The following is an 18,522-nucleotide window of genomic DNA, read 5'->3' on the forward strand; positions in this document are numbered from 1 at the left end:
CATTCCTGTGACTGCCTGCGAAGGATCGCCCTGAGACGATTGGCCGGTTGCCGCTGCGTAGCGCGCGCTTGCTGCTGGGGCTGGCGGCATTGCTGTTCGCCGCCAACGTGATTGCGCAGCAGACGACTGCGCAGGCGCTGGCCGCGTGGGAAGCGCAGGGGCGTGCGGATGGCCTGGCGCGACCGGATATCGAATGCCAGGATTTCCTGCAGGCGATGGGCCGGAAGCCTGCGGGACTGGAATACAGCGGCTGCAGCCAGGACGACGCGTCCTGCATCAAACCCATGCAGGCCCACTACCGCGTTCCAGGTACCCAGGCAGTGAAGGTGGAAGCCTATCTGCGCGAGACCTTTGCCATGCCTGCATTGCGCTACGCCTGTTGCGGCTGGAGCAATGGCGCGCCGTACTACTGGCGCGACGGCCCGGATGCGGTGAGGTACCAGATCGGCATGGGCGTGGAATCGCTGCCGCATGAGCGGGGCGATTGGCATCGCATCGAGGCGTTCATCGTCACGGCTGAGGTGCTGCGGCAGGGTCCCTGGCATGGATGCAGCGGGCGGTTCCATGATCTAGGATGCGCCCAGGGATACCCGCAAAGGAACTGCCATGAAGGCTGTTGGATGCCTGCTGCTCTGCAAAGTACTGGCCTGTTCGGTGCTGATGACGCTTTGGGCTGTTCCGGCAGTGGGCGCCGCCTCCAGCGTGCGTGCACATCCGCATGCGCAGGACGCCATCGGTGACTGGCTTGCGGCCTTCAATGCGGGCAGCCTCGAGGGGTTGCAGGCATTCGCCGATAGATACGCGAAGAAGCAAGGCAGCGGTCCCAAGGACTATCTCGAGTTCCGCGAAAGCACAGGCCCCTTGCGCGTACTCGAATCAACCGAGAGTGCACCCGGCCAAGCGAAGCTGCTGGTGATGGGCCAGATGAACGAACGCGCGATGTGGGTGACCGCCGTCATGGACCCGGCCAATCCGTCGCACCTGATGCAGTTCCAGATCGAGGGCACTGAAACGCCGGACAAGCACAAGCCGGCACGGGTTGCATTGCCTGCCCTGATGGCCGACGTCACAGCAAAGCTGGAGGCGCTGCGGGCACAGGACGCGCTGTCGGGCGCGTTGCAGGTGGCACAGAATGGGAAGGTGCTGCTGGACTGGCGCGGTGGTGATGCCGATCGCAGCACTGGAATTGCAGTGGGCGTGGAGACGCAGTTCCGCCTTGCGTCCTCCAACAAGATGTTCACCGCCGTGGCCATCCTGCAGCTGGTGCAGGATGGCAGGCTCAGTCTCGATGACACGATCGGCAAGCACTTGCCGGACTATCCGAACAAGGCTGTCGCCAGCAGCGTGACCGTGCGCGAGTTGCTGTCACACACCAGTGGCCTGGGGGACTTCTTTGGCGATGGTTTCGAACAGTATTCCGCGTCCCTGAAGACGCTGGATGACTACGTGCAGCGGTTCGCCAGGGATGCGCCGCAGTTCACGCCCGGCAGCCAGGACAGCTACTCCAACTATGGCTTCATCGTATTGGGACGCATCATCGAGGCGGTATCGGGGCAGTCGTACTACGCATATGTGGAGGAGCACATCCTGCACCCGGTGGGCATGACCGGCACCGGCTTCGAGCCGGAAACAGCGAGCGTTCCAAAGCGTGCCGTCGCTTACACGAAGCACGATGGGCAATGGGTCCGTGAAACGAAGTCGCTGCCCTGGCGCGGCATGTCGGCCGGTGGTGGCTACAGCACAGTGGCCGATATGGTGAAATTCGCCGAGGCACTGCAAGGCGGGAAGCTGGTTTCACCTGCATTGCTGCAGCAGGCCACCACGGCGCAGAACCACAAGGGCTGGTATGGCTTTGGTTTCGTGGTTCAGGGCGAGGGCAGGGAGCATCAGTACGGCCACGAAGGCGGTGCGCCCGGATCGAACAGTGCCATCGTGGTGCTGCCGGCGCAGGGCTACGTGATCGTTGGCCTGGCCAATGTCGATCCGGATGCGATCGGCAATGTGGTCAACTACATCGCGCGAAGGTTGCCACTGTGAACGCGGCAGGTGCCGTTCATTCCGGTACCCGCACCATCTTCGTCATCAAGTGTTCCACCACACCCGCCGGGTCCGCAGTGCGGCCGACATGCGTGCTCGACATCTGTACAACCGAGCTGCGCTTGGCGGTGAGGAAATGAAAGCGGGCGCGCGCGGGCAGCTTTGCGATGGGTCCGGCGCTGGCGTCGCCACGGCAGATGGCCACGATTGCATCCAGCCATGGCTGCAGCGCGTCCTGGTCCAGCGCCGGTGCGAAGGCACGCAGGCGCTCAGGATCGATTTCGATGGCCGCCTCCAGATGGCGCGCGCCAGGGCAGGAGACGATCACCCCGACGTTGATGAATTCCTCGCGTTCCACCCGCGGCACGACGCGGATGACCGCATAGTCATACGTGTGCAGCGTGGGCACGGATGGCCTCCTGCACGAACACTGCACGCACTTTCAGGCGGTGCTTGAGATAGTCGATATAGCCCTGGCGATAGGCCTGTGGGCTGTCGAACGCCGGTTCGTCCACCAGCCAGCTGTCCGGCACCAGGCCAACGATGCGCTCGATTTCGGCATCGGTCAGGCACGCAGCCAGTTCTGCGTCCACCTCGGCAATGCGGCTGGCGAACGACAGCAGCACGTGGTCGCGGATCAGCACGAACGGCTTCTCGCAGGCATCGCCGGCGCTGGCCCAGTCGTGGTGGAAGTACATGGCCGCACCGTGGTCGATCAGGTACAGCTTGCGATGCCATACCATCAGGTTGGGGTTGCGGGTGGTGCGATCGACGTTGCTGGTGAATGCATCGAACCAGACGATGCGCGAGGCCAGCTCGGCATCCACAGGCATCGCGGCCGGGTCGTAATTGATTGCACCGGGCAGATAGTCCAGGCCCAGGTTCAGGCCCTCGCTGGCGCGGATCAGCTCCTGGATTTCCGGGTCGGGCTCGGTGCGGGCGAACTCGCGGTCCAGCTCGACGAACAGGATTTCCGGAATCGGCAGGCCCAGCGTGCGTGCCATCTCGCCGGCGATCAGCTCGGCGATCAACGCCTTCGGGCCTTGGCCGGCTCCACGGAATTTCAGCACGGCCATGCCGTCGTCGTCGGTCTCGACCACGGCGGGCAGGGAGCCGCCTTCCCGTAACGGGGTGATGTAGCGGAGGGCATGTACGGTGCGCATGGACGCATTCTAGCGTCCTGCCAGGGCAGGCGTGCCGCAGCAGAGCGGGGCGCCAGCTTAATGAACGGGTACCGCGCGAACCGCTTGTTGCAGGTCGCCTGCAATCTTCACTTGTTCCTTCCGCGTGGAGTGGCAGCATTCGTTCCAACGGAGCAACGCACCCGCGTGTGACCTTCAACAGGAGGCGCTCATGCCACTACAGTGCAGCTGTCACGCTTCACCGTGTATGCAACGCAACGCGTGGTGTTGATCTTGACCTGACACGGTCCCGCCATCGGCGCAGATGGCCATCTGCCGCAGTTCCAGCCAAGTTCCAGACACCTTTCACCCATCGCACCCCCGCGTTGCCCGGTCGGGCCTGCGATCCAGCTACTTGCGCCCCGAGAGAGATTCCTGCGTTGCCGTCGACGCTGGCAGCGTGGGACCGCCGAACCCACGCTATCCCCACAGGCTTTGGAGGTGCACCGATGAACGACGAATTCAATGCCATGCTGCCCCCACTGGACGATGCCAAGGCCGAGGAAATGATCGGCAAGGTCGTGCTGGTGGGTGTCACCCGCTATGGTGGCGACGGCCAAGTGCAGGGTCTGGAGCAGTACGCGGGCACCGTGCTGCGCATCAGCGCCGACGAAGGCGTGGTGCTGGCCGACGAAGACGATGGTCATGAGCGCTACCTGCCGCCCATGCTCGACCAGTACCAGCGGGCCGAGCCAGGCGAATACCGCATGCGGAACAGTGGCATGATCGTGGTCGACCCCGATTACCTGACCGCCTGGGACCTGCACGCCCAGCAGTGACGACAGACCACGCCTGGCAGATGCCGGTCCATCGCCGGCCTCTCCGGGCGTGTCCCACTTTGCCCCATCCGGCCTCTAGCCCTTCCGGCCCATTCACCCCATCCCCTGCGGTGCTAGATTCGGGTCCATGCCCGATTCCGGGTACCCATTCACACCCAGGGGATAAGGATGCTGATCCGTCGAACCTCTCTGGCGGCGGCTGTTGCCGTTGCCACCGTCGGCCTGTTGGCCGCTGGCCCGGCCTTGGCCGACTACGCCAAGCCGCCGGAACACCTGCTCAAGGTGCTGAAGGCACCGCCACCGCCGGCGCCGAACGTGGCCCCGGGCGGTCAGCGCCTGCTGCTGACCACCGCGCAGACCTATCCCTCGATCAGCCGCGTCGCCCAGCCCTACCTGAAGCTGGCCGGCGTGCGGCTGGAGCCGAAGAACCGCAGCCGCCATGACACGCCGGGTGGCTACGGCATTCCGGCCTGCGTGGCCGACTTCACCCTGGTCGACATCGGCAGTGGCAAGGAGACCAAGGTCAACCTGCCGCAGGGCTGCGCCACCGGCGCGCTCTGGTCGGCCGATGGCAGCCACTTCGCCTTCCAGAATGCGGTCGATACCAGCGTGCAGCTGTGGGTGGGCGATGCGGCCACCGGGCAGGTGAAGCAGGTGCCGAACGTGCAGCTGAACCCGATCTTCGGCTACACCGTGCAGTGGCTGGGCGGCAGCCAGAATCTGCTGGTGAAACTGGTACCGGCCAACCAGGGCCCGGCACCTTCCAACGGCGGCGTACCGACCGGCCCGGATGCACAGGAGTCGCTGGGCAGCAGTGGCGAGAGCAGCACCTATGAGGCCCGCGACACGCTGACCAGCGTGCACGACGAAAAGCTGTTCGCTTACTACGGTGCCTCGCAGTTGGCCGTGGTAGATACCGCCGCAGGCAGCGTGCGCCCGGTCGGGCAGCCGGCACTGTTCAACGAAGTCAGCGCCGCGCCCGATGGCGTGCACGTGCTGACTGAATCGATCAAGGCACCGTATTCGCACGCGGTGACCTACCAGCGTTTCGCCAACGACGTGGCCGTGCTGGATATCAGCAGTGGCCGCAGCACGCCGATCGCCAGCCTCCCGCTGGCCGACCGCGTGCCGGTGCACGGCGTGCCGGAAGGCCCGCGCGGTTTCGACTGGCGCGCCACCGATCCGGCTACCCTGGTCTACGCCGAAGCGCTGGACAAGGGCGACTGGAAGGTCAACGTGCCGCATCGCGATCGCGTGCTGATGCTGAAGGCGCCGTTCAACGGCAAGCCGACCGAAATCACCCGCACCGCGCAGCGCTTCGAAGGCTTCGCGTGGACCGCCGATCCGGCCGTGGCCTTCCAGTACGAGAACGACGAGAATCGTCACTGGATGCAGACCCGCATCGTGGATGTGGACCAGCCGAAGAAGGAAGGCCGCCTGCTGTGGGACATGTCCAGCGATGAGCTGTACGGCAACCCTGGCAATCTGGTCTTCACCCGCCTGCCGAATGGCGCGCAGGTGGTGCGCCGTGAGGGCAACCATGTGTTCCTCAGCGGCCGCGGTGCCTCGCCGCAGGGCGACCGTCCGTTCCTCGACCGCCTCGACCTGGCCACGTTGAAGAGCGAGCGCCTGTTCCGCAGCAGTGCAGACGCCTACGAACAGTTCCTCGGTTTCAGCAACACGCCGGGCCGCTACCTGACCTGGCATCAGTCGGTGATCGATCCGCCGAATGCCTTCGTCCGCCAGCAGGGTGAGGCGGTGGCTGATGCGAAGGCCGGCGAGGCGCAGTTCGCGTCCACCGCGACCGCACTGACCAAGCTGGTCGACCCGACACCGGAAGTGCGCCAGATCAAGAAGCAGCTGGTGACCTACAAGCGCGCCGACGGCGTGGACCTGTCGTTCACCCTGTACACGCCGCCGGGCTACAAGGAAGGCCAGCGCGTGCCGGCGATCCTGTACGCCTATCCGGCCGACTTCGCCAACGCCGCGCAGGCGGGGCAGGTGTCCGGTTCGCAGCAGACCTTCACCCGCCTGCAGCCGTACCGCCTGATGCTGCTGGCCGGCTACGCGATCATCGACAACGCCTCGTTCCCGATCGTGGGCGATCCGAAGAACGCCTACGACACCTACCTGGAGCAGCTGGAAGCCGACGCCAAGGCGGCGGTGGACAAGGCCGTGGACATGGGCGTGGTTGACCGCAACCGCATCGGCGTGACCGGCCACAGCCACGGCGGCCTGATGACCGCCAACCTGATCGCGCACACCAAGCTGTTCAAGGCCGGTGTGGCGACCAGCGGTTCGTACAACAAGACCTTTACCCCGTTCGGCTTCCAGAACGAGCGTCGCTCGGTGTGGCAGGCGCAGGACGTGTACCTGAAGGCCTCGCCGTTCTTCTATGCCGACAAGATCAAGCTGCCGCTGCTGCTGGTCCACGGCGAGGACGACGCCAACCCGGGCACCGAGCCGTTCCAGTCGCGCAAGCTGTACCAGGCGATCCGCGGCAACGGCGGCACCACCCGGCTGGTGATGCTGCCGAACGAGCCGCACTGGTACACCGCGCTGGAATCGAACGAACAGTTGGTGGCGGAAATGCTGAACTGGTTCGATACCTACGTGAAGAACGCCAAGTGAAGGAACAGGAAGGCCGCCTCAGAGCGGCCTTCCTGCATTCTGTAGAGCCGAGCCCATGCTCGGCTGCCGTTCGTCGGAACCCCAGAGGCAAGGCAGCTCCATGAAGACTTGGTTGTTGGGACTGACAGCGGTGTGCGCATCGTCTGCGGCGATGGCGGCACAGCCACAGATGAGCGTCGATGTGAGATACGACTGGTACGGCTGGGGCTCGGTATCGGAGCACTGGGTGATCCGGCGCGATGCCTATGGCCTGACCACCCGCGTGCAGGTGGTGGAGAGGCCCGACGGCAAGGCGCGATTGCCGGAGCTGCTGCCGTTTGGCGCCATGGCGGCGCTCGACACCGCGCTGCAGACCGCCCCGCTGACCAGGGCGGCCGCGGTGCAGCGGATCGCTTCGCGGCTGGATCGCGCCGAAATACTGTCCCTGGACCCGGGGCTGCACAGCTTGGACACGGATGCCTGCTCGTTCGCACAGCAGCGCGCGTGGGCGCGCAAGGCGCTGTCCGGACGGAGCCTGCAGTCGCGTGTCGACCGGCATTTCTCCGGGCTCTGGACCGATGATGTGCCGATGATGACGGTTGTCGTGAGCCGGCCGGGGCGTCCGGATGTGGTGCTGGTGTCGACCTCACAGAAGGTAATGATGCTGCCCTGGAAACGCCTGCCCTCGGTGGTTTTCGAGCAGCAGGACCTGGACAACGCGCAGGAGCAGTGGCACCCGGAACTGAGCGAAGCGGTGATTGCCCTGCTGCCGGAAGGGGAAGACTCACGCAGGCGTTTCCAGACGCGCTGGTTGCATGACCGGCTGCGCAGGGATCTCGCGATGGAGTCGCTGGACTGTGGCGCCAGGGGCAGGGAATCCGCCATGTGATCAATTGCGCATGTCCTGAAATCAACCGTGGAGACACGGTAACGGCGTGTTACCGGCACATTCGCACGCCACGCAAATGATCTAGGCTGAACCTGATAGCTCGTTTCAGGTCACTGCGATGAAAGCCATTCTCCTTGCTGCAACGTTGTCGTTGGCCCTGGTTTCAACCGCCCATGCCCAGTCGTTTCCTGCTGAGCTGACGCAATTGGGCATCGTCGCCGGCATGCCCTATGCCAAGGCCAAGCGCCTGCTGGATGCGGCAGGTTGGCAGGCGAGTCCGGCACAGGGCGCCCCCGAGTCACTTGAGGGCTTTCCGGAAGTCGGATGCCAGAAGGGCGGAAAGCAGTGCGCGACAATCTTCGAGAAGGGCGGGCAGCAGATCGCGGTGCAGCTGGGCACTACCTTGGCAGGGCAGCCGTTCGTGCAGGGCGCTGATTGAGCGTCTGCCACTCTCACGCCAGCGGTAGGCGATCCTGCGCGCGTGACAGCCGGTCATGCAGGTCACGCACATGCTCGGCCTTGGCATGCACCCGGGTGGTATCACCGAAGCTGCGCAGGTAGGCGCAGGCGGCGAAGCCGGCACTCTTCTTTTCGTAATCGGCAATCCAGGCCAACCGGTCCGGGTTGTTGGCCTGTTCGGCTGACCACGCAGCCACCGGTGGCCTGATGCGATAACGCAGGCCGACGCGCCACGGCTTCGGTGTCAGTCGGGCACGGAAGCAATGCTGCAGCCGGCACATGCGCGCGTACAGGGTGTCGGTGCCCAGTGCCTTGAAGAATGACTGGAGCTGCTCGTCCTCGGGTGAGAACGTGGCATGCATCGCCAGCACGCGCAGCCCCGCCGGGGTGCGGTAGACGCGCAGATGCCAATCGGGATGCTGCTCGCTGAAGGCGTCCACGCGCTTCAGCGCAAGCCCTTCAGCACCGCCGGCAGCGGCCAGGCGCTGCTTCCGCCGCATCAGCAGTGCCGCGTTGACCAGCAGCACTGCCGCCACGCCCAGTACCAGGCCCACCAGCCAATGCCAGAGCACGGTGCCGATGACGGCGCCGGCAAGCAGTACGACCGCCGCGACGATGGCCGGTATCACGCATCCAGCCGGTGGCTGCGCATGGTCGATGTCGGCGAACAGCACGTCGGGGCTGTTGAGGCACAGCGCGCCATAGCTGTTGCGGGTGATGATGACATCGCCATCGCGCTGTACGATCTGCTCGCGGATCGGCACGCCCTCCACACCGTAGTTGCTGCGCACTTCGCGACGCGGCAGCACCTGCCCGGCGATGATGGCGTTGAGGGCTTCATGGGCACGTGCGTCGGCGTGGGCCTGGGCTTGGGCAGGCCCCTCGTCGGACCAGCCGAAGCGGCGCACGACCATCGGCCGGCCACGGAAACGGGCCTGCAGGCGGGCTTCGGCCCAGTACGCGGGAACGATCATCATCGTGCGGTGCTCCATCATCCATGGCAGGTGCCTGAGTGAGTCTGGCACAGCCCCGAAGGGCCTGCATGTGCCCGCTGCGGTGGCCGGGGCGGAGTGGTAGATTGCGCGCTTCGCATGCACTCCACCAAGGACGGAGCGATGTCCAGTTTCCTGCGTTGCCTGCTTGCCCTGGCCTGTGCCGGGGCGGTCGGCGTGGCGTCGGCGGGAACCCCGCCGGGGCCGCAGATCCTCACCACCGATGCCAGCCGCTTCTACGCGCTCTACGACAGCACCGGCGGCAAGCCCAGCATCGCCCAGCTGGCCGGTTACCTGGCCGAAGGCAGTCCGGGCCTGGGTGAACTGGCGAAGGCGCGCCGGGTCACGCCCGAGCGTATGGCCGAGGCCATTGCCAGCCAGCCCGGGGTGTATGCGCAGGGACGCGGTTGCCTTGCAGAGCTGCCGGCGGTGAAGCAGCGCCTGGTGCAGGTGTTCGGCAACCTGCAGGCGATCTATCCGCAGGCCGCGTTTCCGCCGGTGACCATCGCGGTCGGCCGCGGCCGACCGGTCGGGTTGACCTCCAAGAGCGGGGTGATCATCGGCCTGGAAGCGCTGTGCGCAGCCGATTTCATGAATCCCAATGTGCAGGACCGCTTCGTGCACGTGATCGCGCACGAGTACGTGCACATCCAGCAGACCGGCCTGACCGACGTCGAGCCGGGCGACCCGCATGCGACGGTGCTGCGTGTTTCACTGGGCGAAGGCATCGCCGAGTTCATCGGCGAGCTGATTTCCGGCAATGTCGGCAACGGTCGCCACGCGGCCTGGACCCGTGGCCGGGAAGTACATATCGAAAGCGCCTTCGCACTGGATGTGGACAGCACCGATCTGTCGCCGTGGCTGTACAACTACAAGCCCGGTTCGCAGGAACCCTATGATCTGGGCTACTGGGTGGGCTATCGCATCGCCAAGGCCTATTACCTGCAGGCCGAGGACAAGCGTGACGCGGTGCGTGCGCTGATCCAGCAGGACAACCCGAAGGCGATCCTGGCCGCCAGTGGCTGGACGCCAGGCATGTGGATGCCGGCCAAGGTGACAGGCGTGGCGGCGCGGTCGGCGGCACGCTGAGCGCGGGGCCGCGCGCTAGACTGGCGTAGACATTCAACGGAGAGACCCCATGCGTTCCTTGTCCGCTGGCCTGGCCGCGGTTGCCCTCGGTAGCGCGATGAGCGCCCATGGGATGGCGGCCGACGTGCCCGCCATCAACCCGTTGTTGGTGGAACCTGTCGAGCGACTGCGCCCGGACGAGGTGCGCTTCATGCAGCAGCGCCTGGCCGATTGGCCGGAACTGCAGCGTTACCGCGATGCCAACGCGCGATTGCCTGCCGCCGTACCGGGGCAACCACGCGTGGTGCTCTTCGGTGACTCGATCACCGAAGGCTGGGGCAGGGAGGGCAGCGCGACGTTCTTTCCCGGCAAGGGTTGGCTCAATCGCGGGATCAGCGGCCAGACCACGGCGCAGATGCTGGTGCGTTTCCCGCAGGACGTGCTGGCACTCAAGCCGCGGGTGGTGGTGATCCTGGCTGGCACCAACGACATCGCCGGCAACACCGGCCCGTCCACGCAGGCGATGATCGAAGACAACCTGCACGCGATGGTGGACCTGGCTCGTGCACATGGCATTGCCGTGGTGCTGGCATCGGTGCTGCCGGTCAGCGATTACCCGTGGTTGCCGGGCACGGCACCTGCGCCCAAGGTGCGCGCATTGAACGCGGCATTGAAGCGCTATGCCGATGCGAAGCAGCTGGTCTATCTGGACTACTACACGCCGATGGCCAATGCCGCCGGAGGGCTGGATCCGCAGCTGGCCGACGACGGCGTGCATCCCACCGCGAAGGGCTATGCGGTGATGGCGCCGTTGGCCGAGGCGGCGGTCAAGCGCGCAATGGCGCTGGAGTAGGCACAGTACCCGCACTGCACAGGATCCAGCCCGCCAAGGTACAGTGGCGCCGAAGCTGGCCACGCCGCGTGGCCGCCAGGGACGATGGGGTGGGTGATGCGGAAGGGAATCCAGGGATGGCTTTGCCGCAGTGGCGCAACGATGGCCTTGCTGCTGGCCGCCGTGCCGGCGTTCAGTGCAGACACGGCGGTGCCTTCGCCGCTGACGCGTGAACCGGTGGGCGGCGTTTCGTTGGCCGAATGGACCGCCCGCTGGTGGCGCTGGGCCGACGCCCAGGGCGGCGCGCCCTATCTCGACCCGGATGGCCGTGTGTGTGATCTGGGCCAGGAAGGCCCGGTCTGGAACCTGGCCGGCACCAATGGCCGTTTCCGGCCACATCGCGAATGCGTGGTGCCGGCTGGCAAGTACCTGTTGCTGCCGATCATCAACATGGCGCACTACCAGATGGATGAGGCTGTGTCCTGCAAGGAGCTGCAGGCGGGGGCGGCGGTCAACAACGATTACCTGATCAGCGCGGTGGTGCTGCTGGACGGCCAACCGCTGGGCGACATGCGCAGGCATCGGGTCCGCAGTGAAGGCTGCTTCCGCATGGATGCTGGCGACGAACACTCTCGGCTGGCCGCCGCCGACGGCTATTGGGTAATGCTCAAGCCGTTGCCGCCGGGCCGGCATACCCTGAGCGTGGGTGCCAACTACGGCGTGCCGGATGGCGGCGCATACAGCCGCATGCGGCAGTCCTTCGAGTACGTGCTGCACGTGGGAGGGCGCACCCAGGTCGTGTCGCGCGAACCGCACGCGGTGCCGGTGGCGGCCCCCTGAAGCTCAGGCGTCGTCCTGCTTCAACGCCGCATCGGCGGCCAGCAACGCTTCGGCGGCCGCACTGAGCGGCGGCGACGGCGGGGCGACCACGCCGATCGCTTCCATCATCTTCGGCATGCCCAGGAACTGCCGCGCACGCCGGTCGTAGATGCCGGTGACCAGCAGCGCGCGCGTGGCGATCTTCTGCTCGGCGCCGATCAGCACGCGCTGCTCCATGATGCCGCGCGAGCCGACCCAGCCCACCAGGCGCGTTTCCAGGGTGAAGCGCTGGAACGGCTTCAGCTCGCGACGGAACTGGATGGTGCCGGCGCCTACGATGGGCGCCCACTTCTCGCGCAGCGCCACCCGGCCCAGGCCCATGCGCAGGATCAGGTCCAGCCGGCCCAGGTCGAAGATGTTCCAGTAGCGACCGTTGGTCATGTGCAGGTTGCTGTCCAGGTCGTTGGGCAGCACCCGGAACTGCAGGCGCGAGACCCCGAACGGGGCCTCCAGCTTCGGCCGGAACAGGCTGTACAGCAGCAGGTGGAGCAGGCGGAACCAGAGATTCATGGTTATGACGACTGTTATAGAATCGCCGGTACGCTAATCTATGACGACTGTCTTAGCAAGGAGCCCGCCGTGAGCCCGCGTCCCTCTGATGCGCCACAACGCGTGATTGATGCTGCGGCACAGATGCTGGCGCGCGTGGGTCTCAATGCCACCAGCATTCGTGAGGTGACCAAGCTGGCCGAGGCACCGCTGGGCTCCACCTATCACCACTTTCCCGGCGGCAAGCAGGAGTTGCTGGCGCGCGCCACCCACATGGCTGGCGACAAGGTAGAAGCGCTGCTGGTGGAGCTGCTGAAGGGGGGGGCGGTGCAGGGCCTGCAGCAGTTCCTGGCGATGTGGCGTGAGCGCTTGCTGCGTTCCGGGTTCCGCGCGGGCTGTCCGGTGCTGGCCGCGGCAGTGGAAGAGCCGGTGGAGGCCGTGCCCAGCCAGCCACGTGTTGCTGCTGCCGAAGTGTTCGCGCGCTGGCAGGGGCACCTCGCCTCGGCGTTCGTCGCTGAAGGGCGCGCCCCCGCAGCGGCGGGCGAGCTGGCCAGCCTGGTGATTGCCAGCGTGGAAGGCGCAGTGGCGATGTGCCGCGCACTGCAGGACATCGCCCCGTTCGACCAGGTGGCCGCGCAGTTGCTGAAGGCGGCCGCGCGTCCTTGATCCGGCTATCCGCGTGCGGAAGACGCGCAGCAGGTCATCGGAAGATCATCAGATAGCCCCAGCCGAGCCCGATGGGCAGGAAGGCAGCGATGGCCGACGCGCCCAACCAACGCAGGTAGCTGCGGGAGGCGGGGGATCCCTGCCGCTTGAGGGCCCAGGCATGCGTCGGGAGCACCAGCAACGCCTGCACCGCAAAGGTGGCCACGGCGGCAAGCCATGCCACCAGGACGCCGAGGCAGCCATCGCTGATGCAGCGGCTACCAAACCACGAACCCCAACCGGCGAGGCCAATCATTGGAACGAACATCACGAGGGCGGTGGAGCGGGTGAGCTGGGAGACGTGCATGCCGTAGAGCATACTTTTTCGTAGCGGAAAGTCATGATCCAGCCGCCGGCGCGCGGGTACAAGGCCGGCGCCAGTGCGGCCTGTGGGTGATGGACCCACGGCCCCATCGCGCTGGAATCCGTCCACCACCGCCTACGCGTGCCCGGCAAGGATGTCCGCATGCAGCATCAGGTTCCCGAAGTCCCTGGCCGCGCTGCCTCCGGCCCCCGGCGGCGGAATGAAGCGCTCACGCCATTTTTCACGCGGTCCACTGAAATTGCCCGTAAACCACGGCAGCGAAGTCGTGCGTGCGCGCCAGCACCTGCAGCAGCGGGGTTGGCCACGCCTGCAGATGGCCCTGATCGTCGCCCTGACCGGTGCGGCCGGATTCCTTGCCTCGTACCTGCTGCGCCTGGCCGGCATCGACGCGATGTTGCTTCGCTACCCGATGGCCGTGTTGCTGGCCTATGGCGTGTTCCTGCTGCTGGTGTGGATCTGGATCCGCTGGCGCTGGGCAACGTACTGGAGGGACTGTCGCCGGATGTGGGCGGTGGCAGCCCATCGCCTCGCATGCAGGGCATGCAGGAACAGGGATGGTGGCGGGTATGCGTGTCGCATACGATCTGGCCGCTGCTCGGCCTGCTGCTGTTTTTCGCCGTACTGGGCTGGCTCGCGCAGGAATGCGTGCCGGGTGCGAGCCATCTGCTGCAGGTCATCCAGGGGGGGGAGTGCGGTTGGCTCCTTCATATCGCCTGGACCCGCCCCGTTTTCAGCTGCACTGAACAGTAGGCTATGATCGCGGTCGGCCGGGATTCGTGTCCCGGCGGTGTCACCTATCGGGAGCTTGTCGTACTGCATCTGAAACAGGGGCGCTGGATGGCCGGACGCCCACTGGGACACACAACCACTGACGAGGAAGAGCGCATGGATGTCGCTGCACGCAGGAACAGGACGTTGTTTCGTTGGATCATGGTGACGCTGCTGGCGGCGTTGTTGCCGTTTGCAGCACTGGCGCAGCCCGCAGCCGGGCAGGCCGATGGCGCCGAAGCCGCCACCGCCGCGGAAGAGGCGCAGTGCCGCGCCTGTACCTATGAGCGCATTGGAACCAAGGTCGATATCGGCCTGGTGGCACTGGTGTCGCTGCTGGTGGTGGGCCTGCTGACCGCGGCGTCGCGGGAATGGGGCACTACCTCGCAGCGCTGGACCTGCCGCACGCTGGCCCTGCTGCTGGTGGGTGTCGGTCTGGCGTTGCTGTGGTGGGCTGGCAGCGTCGTCTACCTGGGCTACAACCCGTGGCAGGAAATGGCCGCCCCCGCCGATGGCTCGCTCACCTCGACACTGCTCAGTACCTCGCCGAAGTGGTTGGCGGCACTGGTGCTGATCGGCTTGGCGCCTTCCATCTGGAAGCGCAGCGAGCGCCTGCCGGCCTGGCGTATCGGCTGACACTGGAACGGCGGCGCCGGATCACACCCGGCGCCGCCTGCGGTCATCAGTCAAACCGCAAACGCACACCAGCGTAGATGCCACGGCCTTCGCCCGGCGTCGAGCGGGCAATATCCCTGCCTACGTCGTCGTAGCCCGGCGTGACCGTGGCGGTGTAGTGGCGGTTGCCGAGGTTGCGCATCTCCGCCCAGGCCTGCCAGCGGCCACCGGGTGCGTCGTAGCCGATGCGGCTGCCGAAGATCACGTGGCTGTCGGCCCAGTAGCTGTTGGCGTAGTCGACGGCGATGCGCGAGGCGTATTCGGTATTGAGCGCGGCGTACAGGCCGGATGCGTGATCGAAGCGCAGCTCGGCCTGGTAGGCGTGGCGCGGCAGGCCGGGCAGGCGGTTGCTGCCGAAACGCGCGTCGTGGCGGTAGCGGAAATCGCTGAAGGTATAGGCCTGGCGAAGCGACAGCCGGCCCGGTGCAGCCCGCCACAGCGTGCTGTCCAATCCGGCCTCGATGCCGCGGTGAACGGTGGGGCTGGCGTTGTTCTCGGCGATGAACAGGTTCGGCACTGGTTGCAGTTCAACGCTCAGCAGTTCGTGGTTCACGTGCGCGTAGTAGCCGGTCAGTTCCCAGCGGCCCAGCGCCGCGTCACCGCGCGCGCCCAGTTCCAGCGTGGTGGCGGTCTGGTTCTGCATCGGCACCGGCGCGCGCTGGCGGCCGGTAGACGGGCCATTGCCTGGCCCGAAGTACTGGTTCGAGCCCCAGATCATCGACCACGGGTGCGGCGCCTCCACCGAGCGGCTGAGGTTGCCGAACCACTGGGTCCGGGCGCTGTGCTGCCAGGTGAAGCCCAGTCGCGGCGCGTAGTCCCAGTCGTGGTCGCGCAGGCGGCCACCGCTGCTCGGCCAGGTCACCTGCACATCGCGACGGGTGTTGATCAGTGCCAGCCCGGTCTGCATGCGCAGGCGGTCATTGAAGGTGAGGGTGTTGCCGACGTGCAGCGTGCTGTCGGTGCCGTGGTGCCGGAAGTCACGCGTGCGCGTGCCGGCGGCATAGCCGTTGCTGGCAAAGCGCAGCGACTCGCGCACATCGGCGTCCAGATCGTGGGTGACGCGCAGGCCGACCGTGGTTTCGCTGTCCAGGCCGAACAGCCGGTGGCGGCGGCGGTAGTCCAGCGTGGCGTTGAGGTTGGCGTAGTCCAGCTGCTGCCGGTACAGGCTCTCGTTCAAGTCCATCGGGTACTTGTGATAGACCAGCCCGGCCTGCAACGAGGAGTCTTCATCGATCTGCAGCGTGGTGACGTTGCCCACCCAGGTGCTGCCCGGCTGCGGGCGACGCGCATCGATGGCCAGGTTGGCCGCATTCGCGGCACGCGGATCGTTACGGATCTGATCGCGGGTCAGGCGACCGGACGTTTCATGATTGGTTTCGCGGTAGCGCACGAAGAAACGCGTCTGCAGGTCGGGCGTGATCTGCCAGCCGATGTTGGCCATCGCGCCCTTGCCGTCGCCGCGCGCATGACGCTGGTAACCGTCGAATTCGGTATCGGTGTAGGCCAGGAAGTAGTCGACATCACCACTGACGCCGCCCCAGCTGATGCCGCGCTTCTGGTAGCCACGGCTACCGGCTTCGTAGTGCAGCTGCACGCCCGCCGAATCACGACCGCTGCGGCTGACGTAGTCGATGGCACCGCCCAGCGCCAGCGCGCCACGCTCGAAGCCGTTGGCGCCGCGCAGCACTTCCACGCGCGACAGCCACAGCGGTTCCAGCAGCTCGTAGGGCGTGCCGCCCGGGCCGGTCAGTGGCAGGCCGTCGATCGACACCGCAATGCCCGAGGCGTGCGCGCCCGGGCCCCGGTTGATGCCCGAGCCACGGATCGAGATCTTGGTGCCCTCATTACCCGGCGACTGCGCGCTGATACCCGGCTGGTAGGCCAGCACATCGGCGCTGGTGGATAGTCGGCTGTCGGCCTTGGCCACGTCGATGACGTTGCTGGCGCCGGGGATGCGCTTCAGCGCTTCGCGCGCCTGCGCGCTGGTACCGGCGGCGGTGACCTGTACGGCATCCAGCGTGGTGGCCTGCGGGGCTGCAGCGGCGGTGGAGGCGAGGCCAAGGGAAACGGCCAGGAACAGCAGCGACGGGTGAGGGCGGTACGACGGAAGCGACATGCGGGAATGCTGTAAACCACGAAAGTGACGCGCAAGTTAACAGGTCGGCAGCGCCGCGTCACCCGCCGGCGGCGTATGGCCGCCCGCCGTGTTCCTGTAGAGCCGAGCCCACGCTCGGCTAATCGCGCGCAGCGCGGGTTGTCTGCCATCGCGGCGAAGATCAGCCGAGCACGGGCTCGGCGCTACAGCAGGGTTTATGGCGAGGGCTTCGCCAGCTTCTTGGCCTTCGCGTACAGCCGATCAGCCGCTTCCCTATCGCCCAATGCCGCATGGCACTCGGCCAGGCTGTCCCACGCGTTGGCCGAATCCGGATACAGCTCGGCGTTGAGCGCGAACACTTTCAGCGCCTTGCTGGCACCAAGACTCTCGCGGATGGCATAGCCATCACCGTTGATCGCACGCTCCAGTTCGCCGGTGGGAACGCCATTGCTGTCGCGCAGCCAGCTACGCATCTGCGGTTTCGCATCGGTGCTGTCATCCAGCGCATAGCCGATCAGCCGCTCGGACAACACCGCATGCGGAAACTCCCCCGGCGCAACCACCGCCATCGTGCTCTCCACCAGCGTGCTGGACCAGACATTGCGGGCGCTGCCGTTGGTCAGGTACACGAACACCCAGTAGCCACTGGCCAGCGTGTCCTTGTAGGCCAGCCGCGCCCTAACGCGGGTGCCCCCATCGTGGCCGACCTGGGTGTAGCCGTCGCTGCGGGTGGTGTCCCAGCCGGTGGAGAAGAAATTGCTGCCGCCACCGCTCAGCTTCTGCGGCTGCCAGAGTTTTTCCAGGGTCGCCGTGCGCACCAGCTTGCCGGTCGCCAGCGCCTGCAGGAAACGGTTCATGTCGCCCACGGTGGTCTGCAGGTCGGCATGCCCCCAGCCGTAGTTGGGCCAGGGATCTTCATTGGCCGGTTGCAACGCGCCATCCTTGCCGATGTACGGCACCGCCGCGCGCTCGACCGGCACGTTGGCGATGCCCCATGACGTGCTGGTCATCTTCAATGGCTGCAGGATGCGTTCGCGCGCGATGGCCGGGTAGGGCGTGCGGTAGTGTGCTTCCAGCAGCGCTGTCAGCACCAGGTAGTTGGCCTGGGTGTACTGCACGCGGCTGCCGGTGGCGAACTGCATCGGTGCCGCACCGGCCACCTTCAGTGCCGCGCCAAGGTCAGGCGCTACACCGGGGTAGCCCTTGCTCACCCAGCGGTTATCCACCCGGTCGTAGTACTCGCCGATGCCGGAGCTGTGGTTGAGGAAATCACGCACGTGGATCGCCTGCCATGCAAACGGCAGGCCCGGCACGTAGCGGCTGGCCGGCGCATCCAGATCCACCTTGCCCTGATCGACCAACTGCATCACCAGCGTGCTGGTCAGCAGCTTGGCCATCGACTGCGCGGCGAAGATGGTCTCGACGGTGGCAGGGGCATGGGCAGCGGGATCACGTTCACCGCTGGCGCCCTGGTAGAGCACCTGGCCGTTGTGTGCGACCAGTACCGCCTGGCCGGCAATGCCGTAGCGCTCGCGGTTGCTCTGCAGTTGGGCGTCTAGCTGAGTGGAGAGATTGGTGGGGACGTCACGCGCCGAAGCGGGCGGGATCGCAAACAGCGTGCAGAGCAATGCGGCAGCGAGCGTGCGGTACATCGCGGTGATCCATCAGCGGTGATGGCGCATGTTGGTCACGACCGACGAGCGGGTCAAGGCCGCCGATTCCCGCATCGGGGAGAGCCG

The 18,522-nt window shown here is 66.3% G+C and carries 18 protein-coding genes and 1 pseudogene; 12 read left to right on the plus strand and 7 right to left on the minus strand.

Annotated elements, in window-relative coordinates; genetic code table 11:
• The first annotated feature begins 47 nt into the window (after positions 1–47).
• Complete coding sequence (locus tag AC5P6H_RS06830; RefSeq protein WP_227863922.1) at positions 48–740, plus strand: DUF4952 domain-containing protein; 693 nt, start codon at positions 48–50, stop codon at positions 738–740.
• Positions 661–2,037 carry a serine hydrolase domain-containing protein gene (locus tag AC5P6H_RS06835; RefSeq protein WP_227863943.1) on the plus strand — a complete coding sequence of 459 codons (1,377 nt, stop codon included), beginning with the start codon at positions 661–663 and terminating at the stop codon, positions 2,035–2,037. Before AC5P6H_RS06830 ends, AC5P6H_RS06835 begins: the two co-directional genes overlap by 80 nt.
• A gap of 16 nt (positions 2,038–2,053) precedes the next feature.
• On the opposite strand, the gene AC5P6H_RS06840 is transcribed toward AC5P6H_RS06835, so the two are convergent.
• The gene (locus AC5P6H_RS06840; RefSeq protein WP_014647643.1) at positions 2,054–2,446 is read right to left on the minus strand and encodes a DUF3037 domain-containing protein; all 393 of its coding nucleotides are present in this window, start codon (positions 2,444–2,446) and stop codon (positions 2,054–2,056) included.
• Positions 2,424–3,200, minus strand: coding sequence for a HipA family kinase (locus AC5P6H_RS06845; protein ID WP_046431494.1), 777 nt, complete (start codon positions 3,198–3,200; stop codon positions 2,424–2,426). The genes AC5P6H_RS06840 and AC5P6H_RS06845 overlap by 23 nt, the downstream gene beginning before the upstream one ends.
• 467 nt (positions 3,201–3,667) lie before the next feature.
• Here AC5P6H_RS06845 and AC5P6H_RS06850 point away from each other — a divergent pair, with 467 nt between their 5' ends.
• The 4 genes from AC5P6H_RS06850 (at position 3,668) to AC5P6H_RS06865 (ending at position 7,935) form a co-directional block, all read left to right on the plus strand.
• Positions 3,668–3,997: a hypothetical protein gene (locus AC5P6H_RS06850; protein WP_014647641.1), complete on the plus strand. Its 330-nt coding sequence runs from the start codon at positions 3,668–3,670 to the stop codon at positions 3,995–3,997.
• Positions 3,998–4,165: 168 nt separating this feature from the next.
• Positions 4,166–6,628, plus strand: a complete 2,463-nt coding sequence (locus tag AC5P6H_RS06855; protein ID WP_111207043.1) for a S9 family peptidase — start codon at positions 4,166–4,168, stop codon at positions 6,626–6,628.
• A 100-nt stretch (positions 6,629–6,728) separates the two neighbouring features.
• Complete coding sequence (locus AC5P6H_RS06860) at positions 6,729–7,496, plus strand: hypothetical protein (protein WP_014647639.1); 768 nt, start codon at positions 6,729–6,731, stop codon at positions 7,494–7,496.
• A gap of 118 nt (positions 7,497–7,614) precedes the next feature.
• A complete protein-coding gene (locus AC5P6H_RS06865) occupies positions 7,615–7,935 on the plus strand; it encodes a hypothetical protein (protein ID WP_049442473.1) in 321 nt (106 codons plus the stop codon).
• Between the two features lie 13 nt (positions 7,936–7,948).
• On the opposite strand, the gene AC5P6H_RS06870 is transcribed toward AC5P6H_RS06865, so the two are convergent.
• Positions 7,949–8,932 carry a membrane protein gene (locus AC5P6H_RS06870; protein WP_049442512.1) on the minus strand — a complete coding sequence of 328 codons (984 nt, stop codon included), beginning with the start codon at positions 8,930–8,932 and terminating at the stop codon, positions 7,949–7,951.
• Between the two features lie 138 nt (positions 8,933–9,070).
• Between AC5P6H_RS06870 and AC5P6H_RS06875 the strand changes: the two genes are divergently transcribed.
• The 3 genes from AC5P6H_RS06875 (at position 9,071) to AC5P6H_RS06885 (ending at position 11,687) form a co-directional block, all read left to right on the plus strand.
• On the plus strand, positions 9,071–10,036 hold the full coding sequence (locus AC5P6H_RS06875) for a DUF2268 domain-containing putative Zn-dependent protease (RefSeq protein WP_049442474.1): 966 nt from the start codon (positions 9,071–9,073) through the stop codon (positions 10,034–10,036).
• Between the two features lie 49 nt (positions 10,037–10,085).
• On the plus strand, positions 10,086–10,868 hold the full coding sequence (locus tag AC5P6H_RS06880) for an SGNH/GDSL hydrolase family protein (RefSeq protein WP_049442475.1): 783 nt from the start codon (positions 10,086–10,088) through the stop codon (positions 10,866–10,868).
• A 141-nt stretch (positions 10,869–11,009) separates the two neighbouring features.
• A complete protein-coding gene (locus AC5P6H_RS06885; RefSeq protein WP_046431481.1) occupies positions 11,010–11,687 on the plus strand; it encodes a hypothetical protein in 678 nt (225 codons plus the stop codon).
• Between the two features lie 3 nt (positions 11,688–11,690).
• On the opposite strand, the gene AC5P6H_RS06890 is transcribed toward AC5P6H_RS06885, so the two are convergent.
• Positions 11,691–12,236, minus strand: coding sequence for a thioesterase family protein (locus tag AC5P6H_RS06890; RefSeq protein ID WP_046431478.1), 546 nt, complete (start codon positions 12,234–12,236; stop codon positions 11,691–11,693).
• A gap of 69 nt (positions 12,237–12,305) precedes the next feature.
• Here AC5P6H_RS06890 and AC5P6H_RS06895 point away from each other — a divergent pair, with 69 nt between their 5' ends.
• Positions 12,306–12,881 (plus strand): TetR/AcrR family transcriptional regulator, encoded by a 576-nt coding sequence (locus AC5P6H_RS06895; protein ID WP_049442476.1) that lies wholly within the window; start codon positions 12,306–12,308, stop codon positions 12,879–12,881.
• A 34-nt stretch (positions 12,882–12,915) separates the two neighbouring features.
• Here the strand turns inward: AC5P6H_RS06895 and AC5P6H_RS06900 are convergent, their stop codons facing one another.
• The gene (locus AC5P6H_RS06900) at positions 12,916–13,239 is read right to left on the minus strand and encodes a hypothetical protein (protein WP_014647632.1); all 324 of its coding nucleotides are present in this window, start codon (positions 13,237–13,239) and stop codon (positions 12,916–12,918) included.
• Positions 13,240–13,444: 205 nt separating this feature from the next.
• Here AC5P6H_RS06900 and AC5P6H_RS06905 point away from each other — a divergent pair.
• Positions 13,445–13,926: pseudogene (locus tag AC5P6H_RS06905) on the plus strand (hypothetical protein); the annotation flags it as partial.
• A gap of 204 nt (positions 13,927–14,130) precedes the next feature.
• On the plus strand, positions 14,131–14,649 hold the full coding sequence (locus AC5P6H_RS06910) for a hypothetical protein (RefSeq protein WP_014647630.1): 519 nt from the start codon (positions 14,131–14,133) through the stop codon (positions 14,647–14,649).
• Between the two features lie 46 nt (positions 14,650–14,695).
• Here AC5P6H_RS06910 and AC5P6H_RS06915 read toward each other — a convergent pair whose 3' ends face one another.
• Both AC5P6H_RS06915 and AC5P6H_RS06920 read right to left on the minus strand, forming a co-directional pair.
• Positions 14,696–16,804: a TonB-dependent receptor family protein gene (locus tag AC5P6H_RS06915; protein WP_495202415.1), complete on the minus strand. Its 2,109-nt coding sequence runs from the start codon at positions 16,802–16,804 to the stop codon at positions 14,696–14,698.
• A 194-nt stretch (positions 16,805–16,998) separates the two neighbouring features.
• On the minus strand, positions 16,999–18,435 hold the full coding sequence (locus tag AC5P6H_RS06920; protein ID WP_495202416.1) for a serine hydrolase: 1,437 nt from the start codon (positions 18,433–18,435) through the stop codon (positions 16,999–17,001).
• Positions 18,436–18,522: the final 87 nt, after the last annotated feature.

The organism is Stenotrophomonas sp. YJH_SMC_110 (assembly GCF_059369255.1).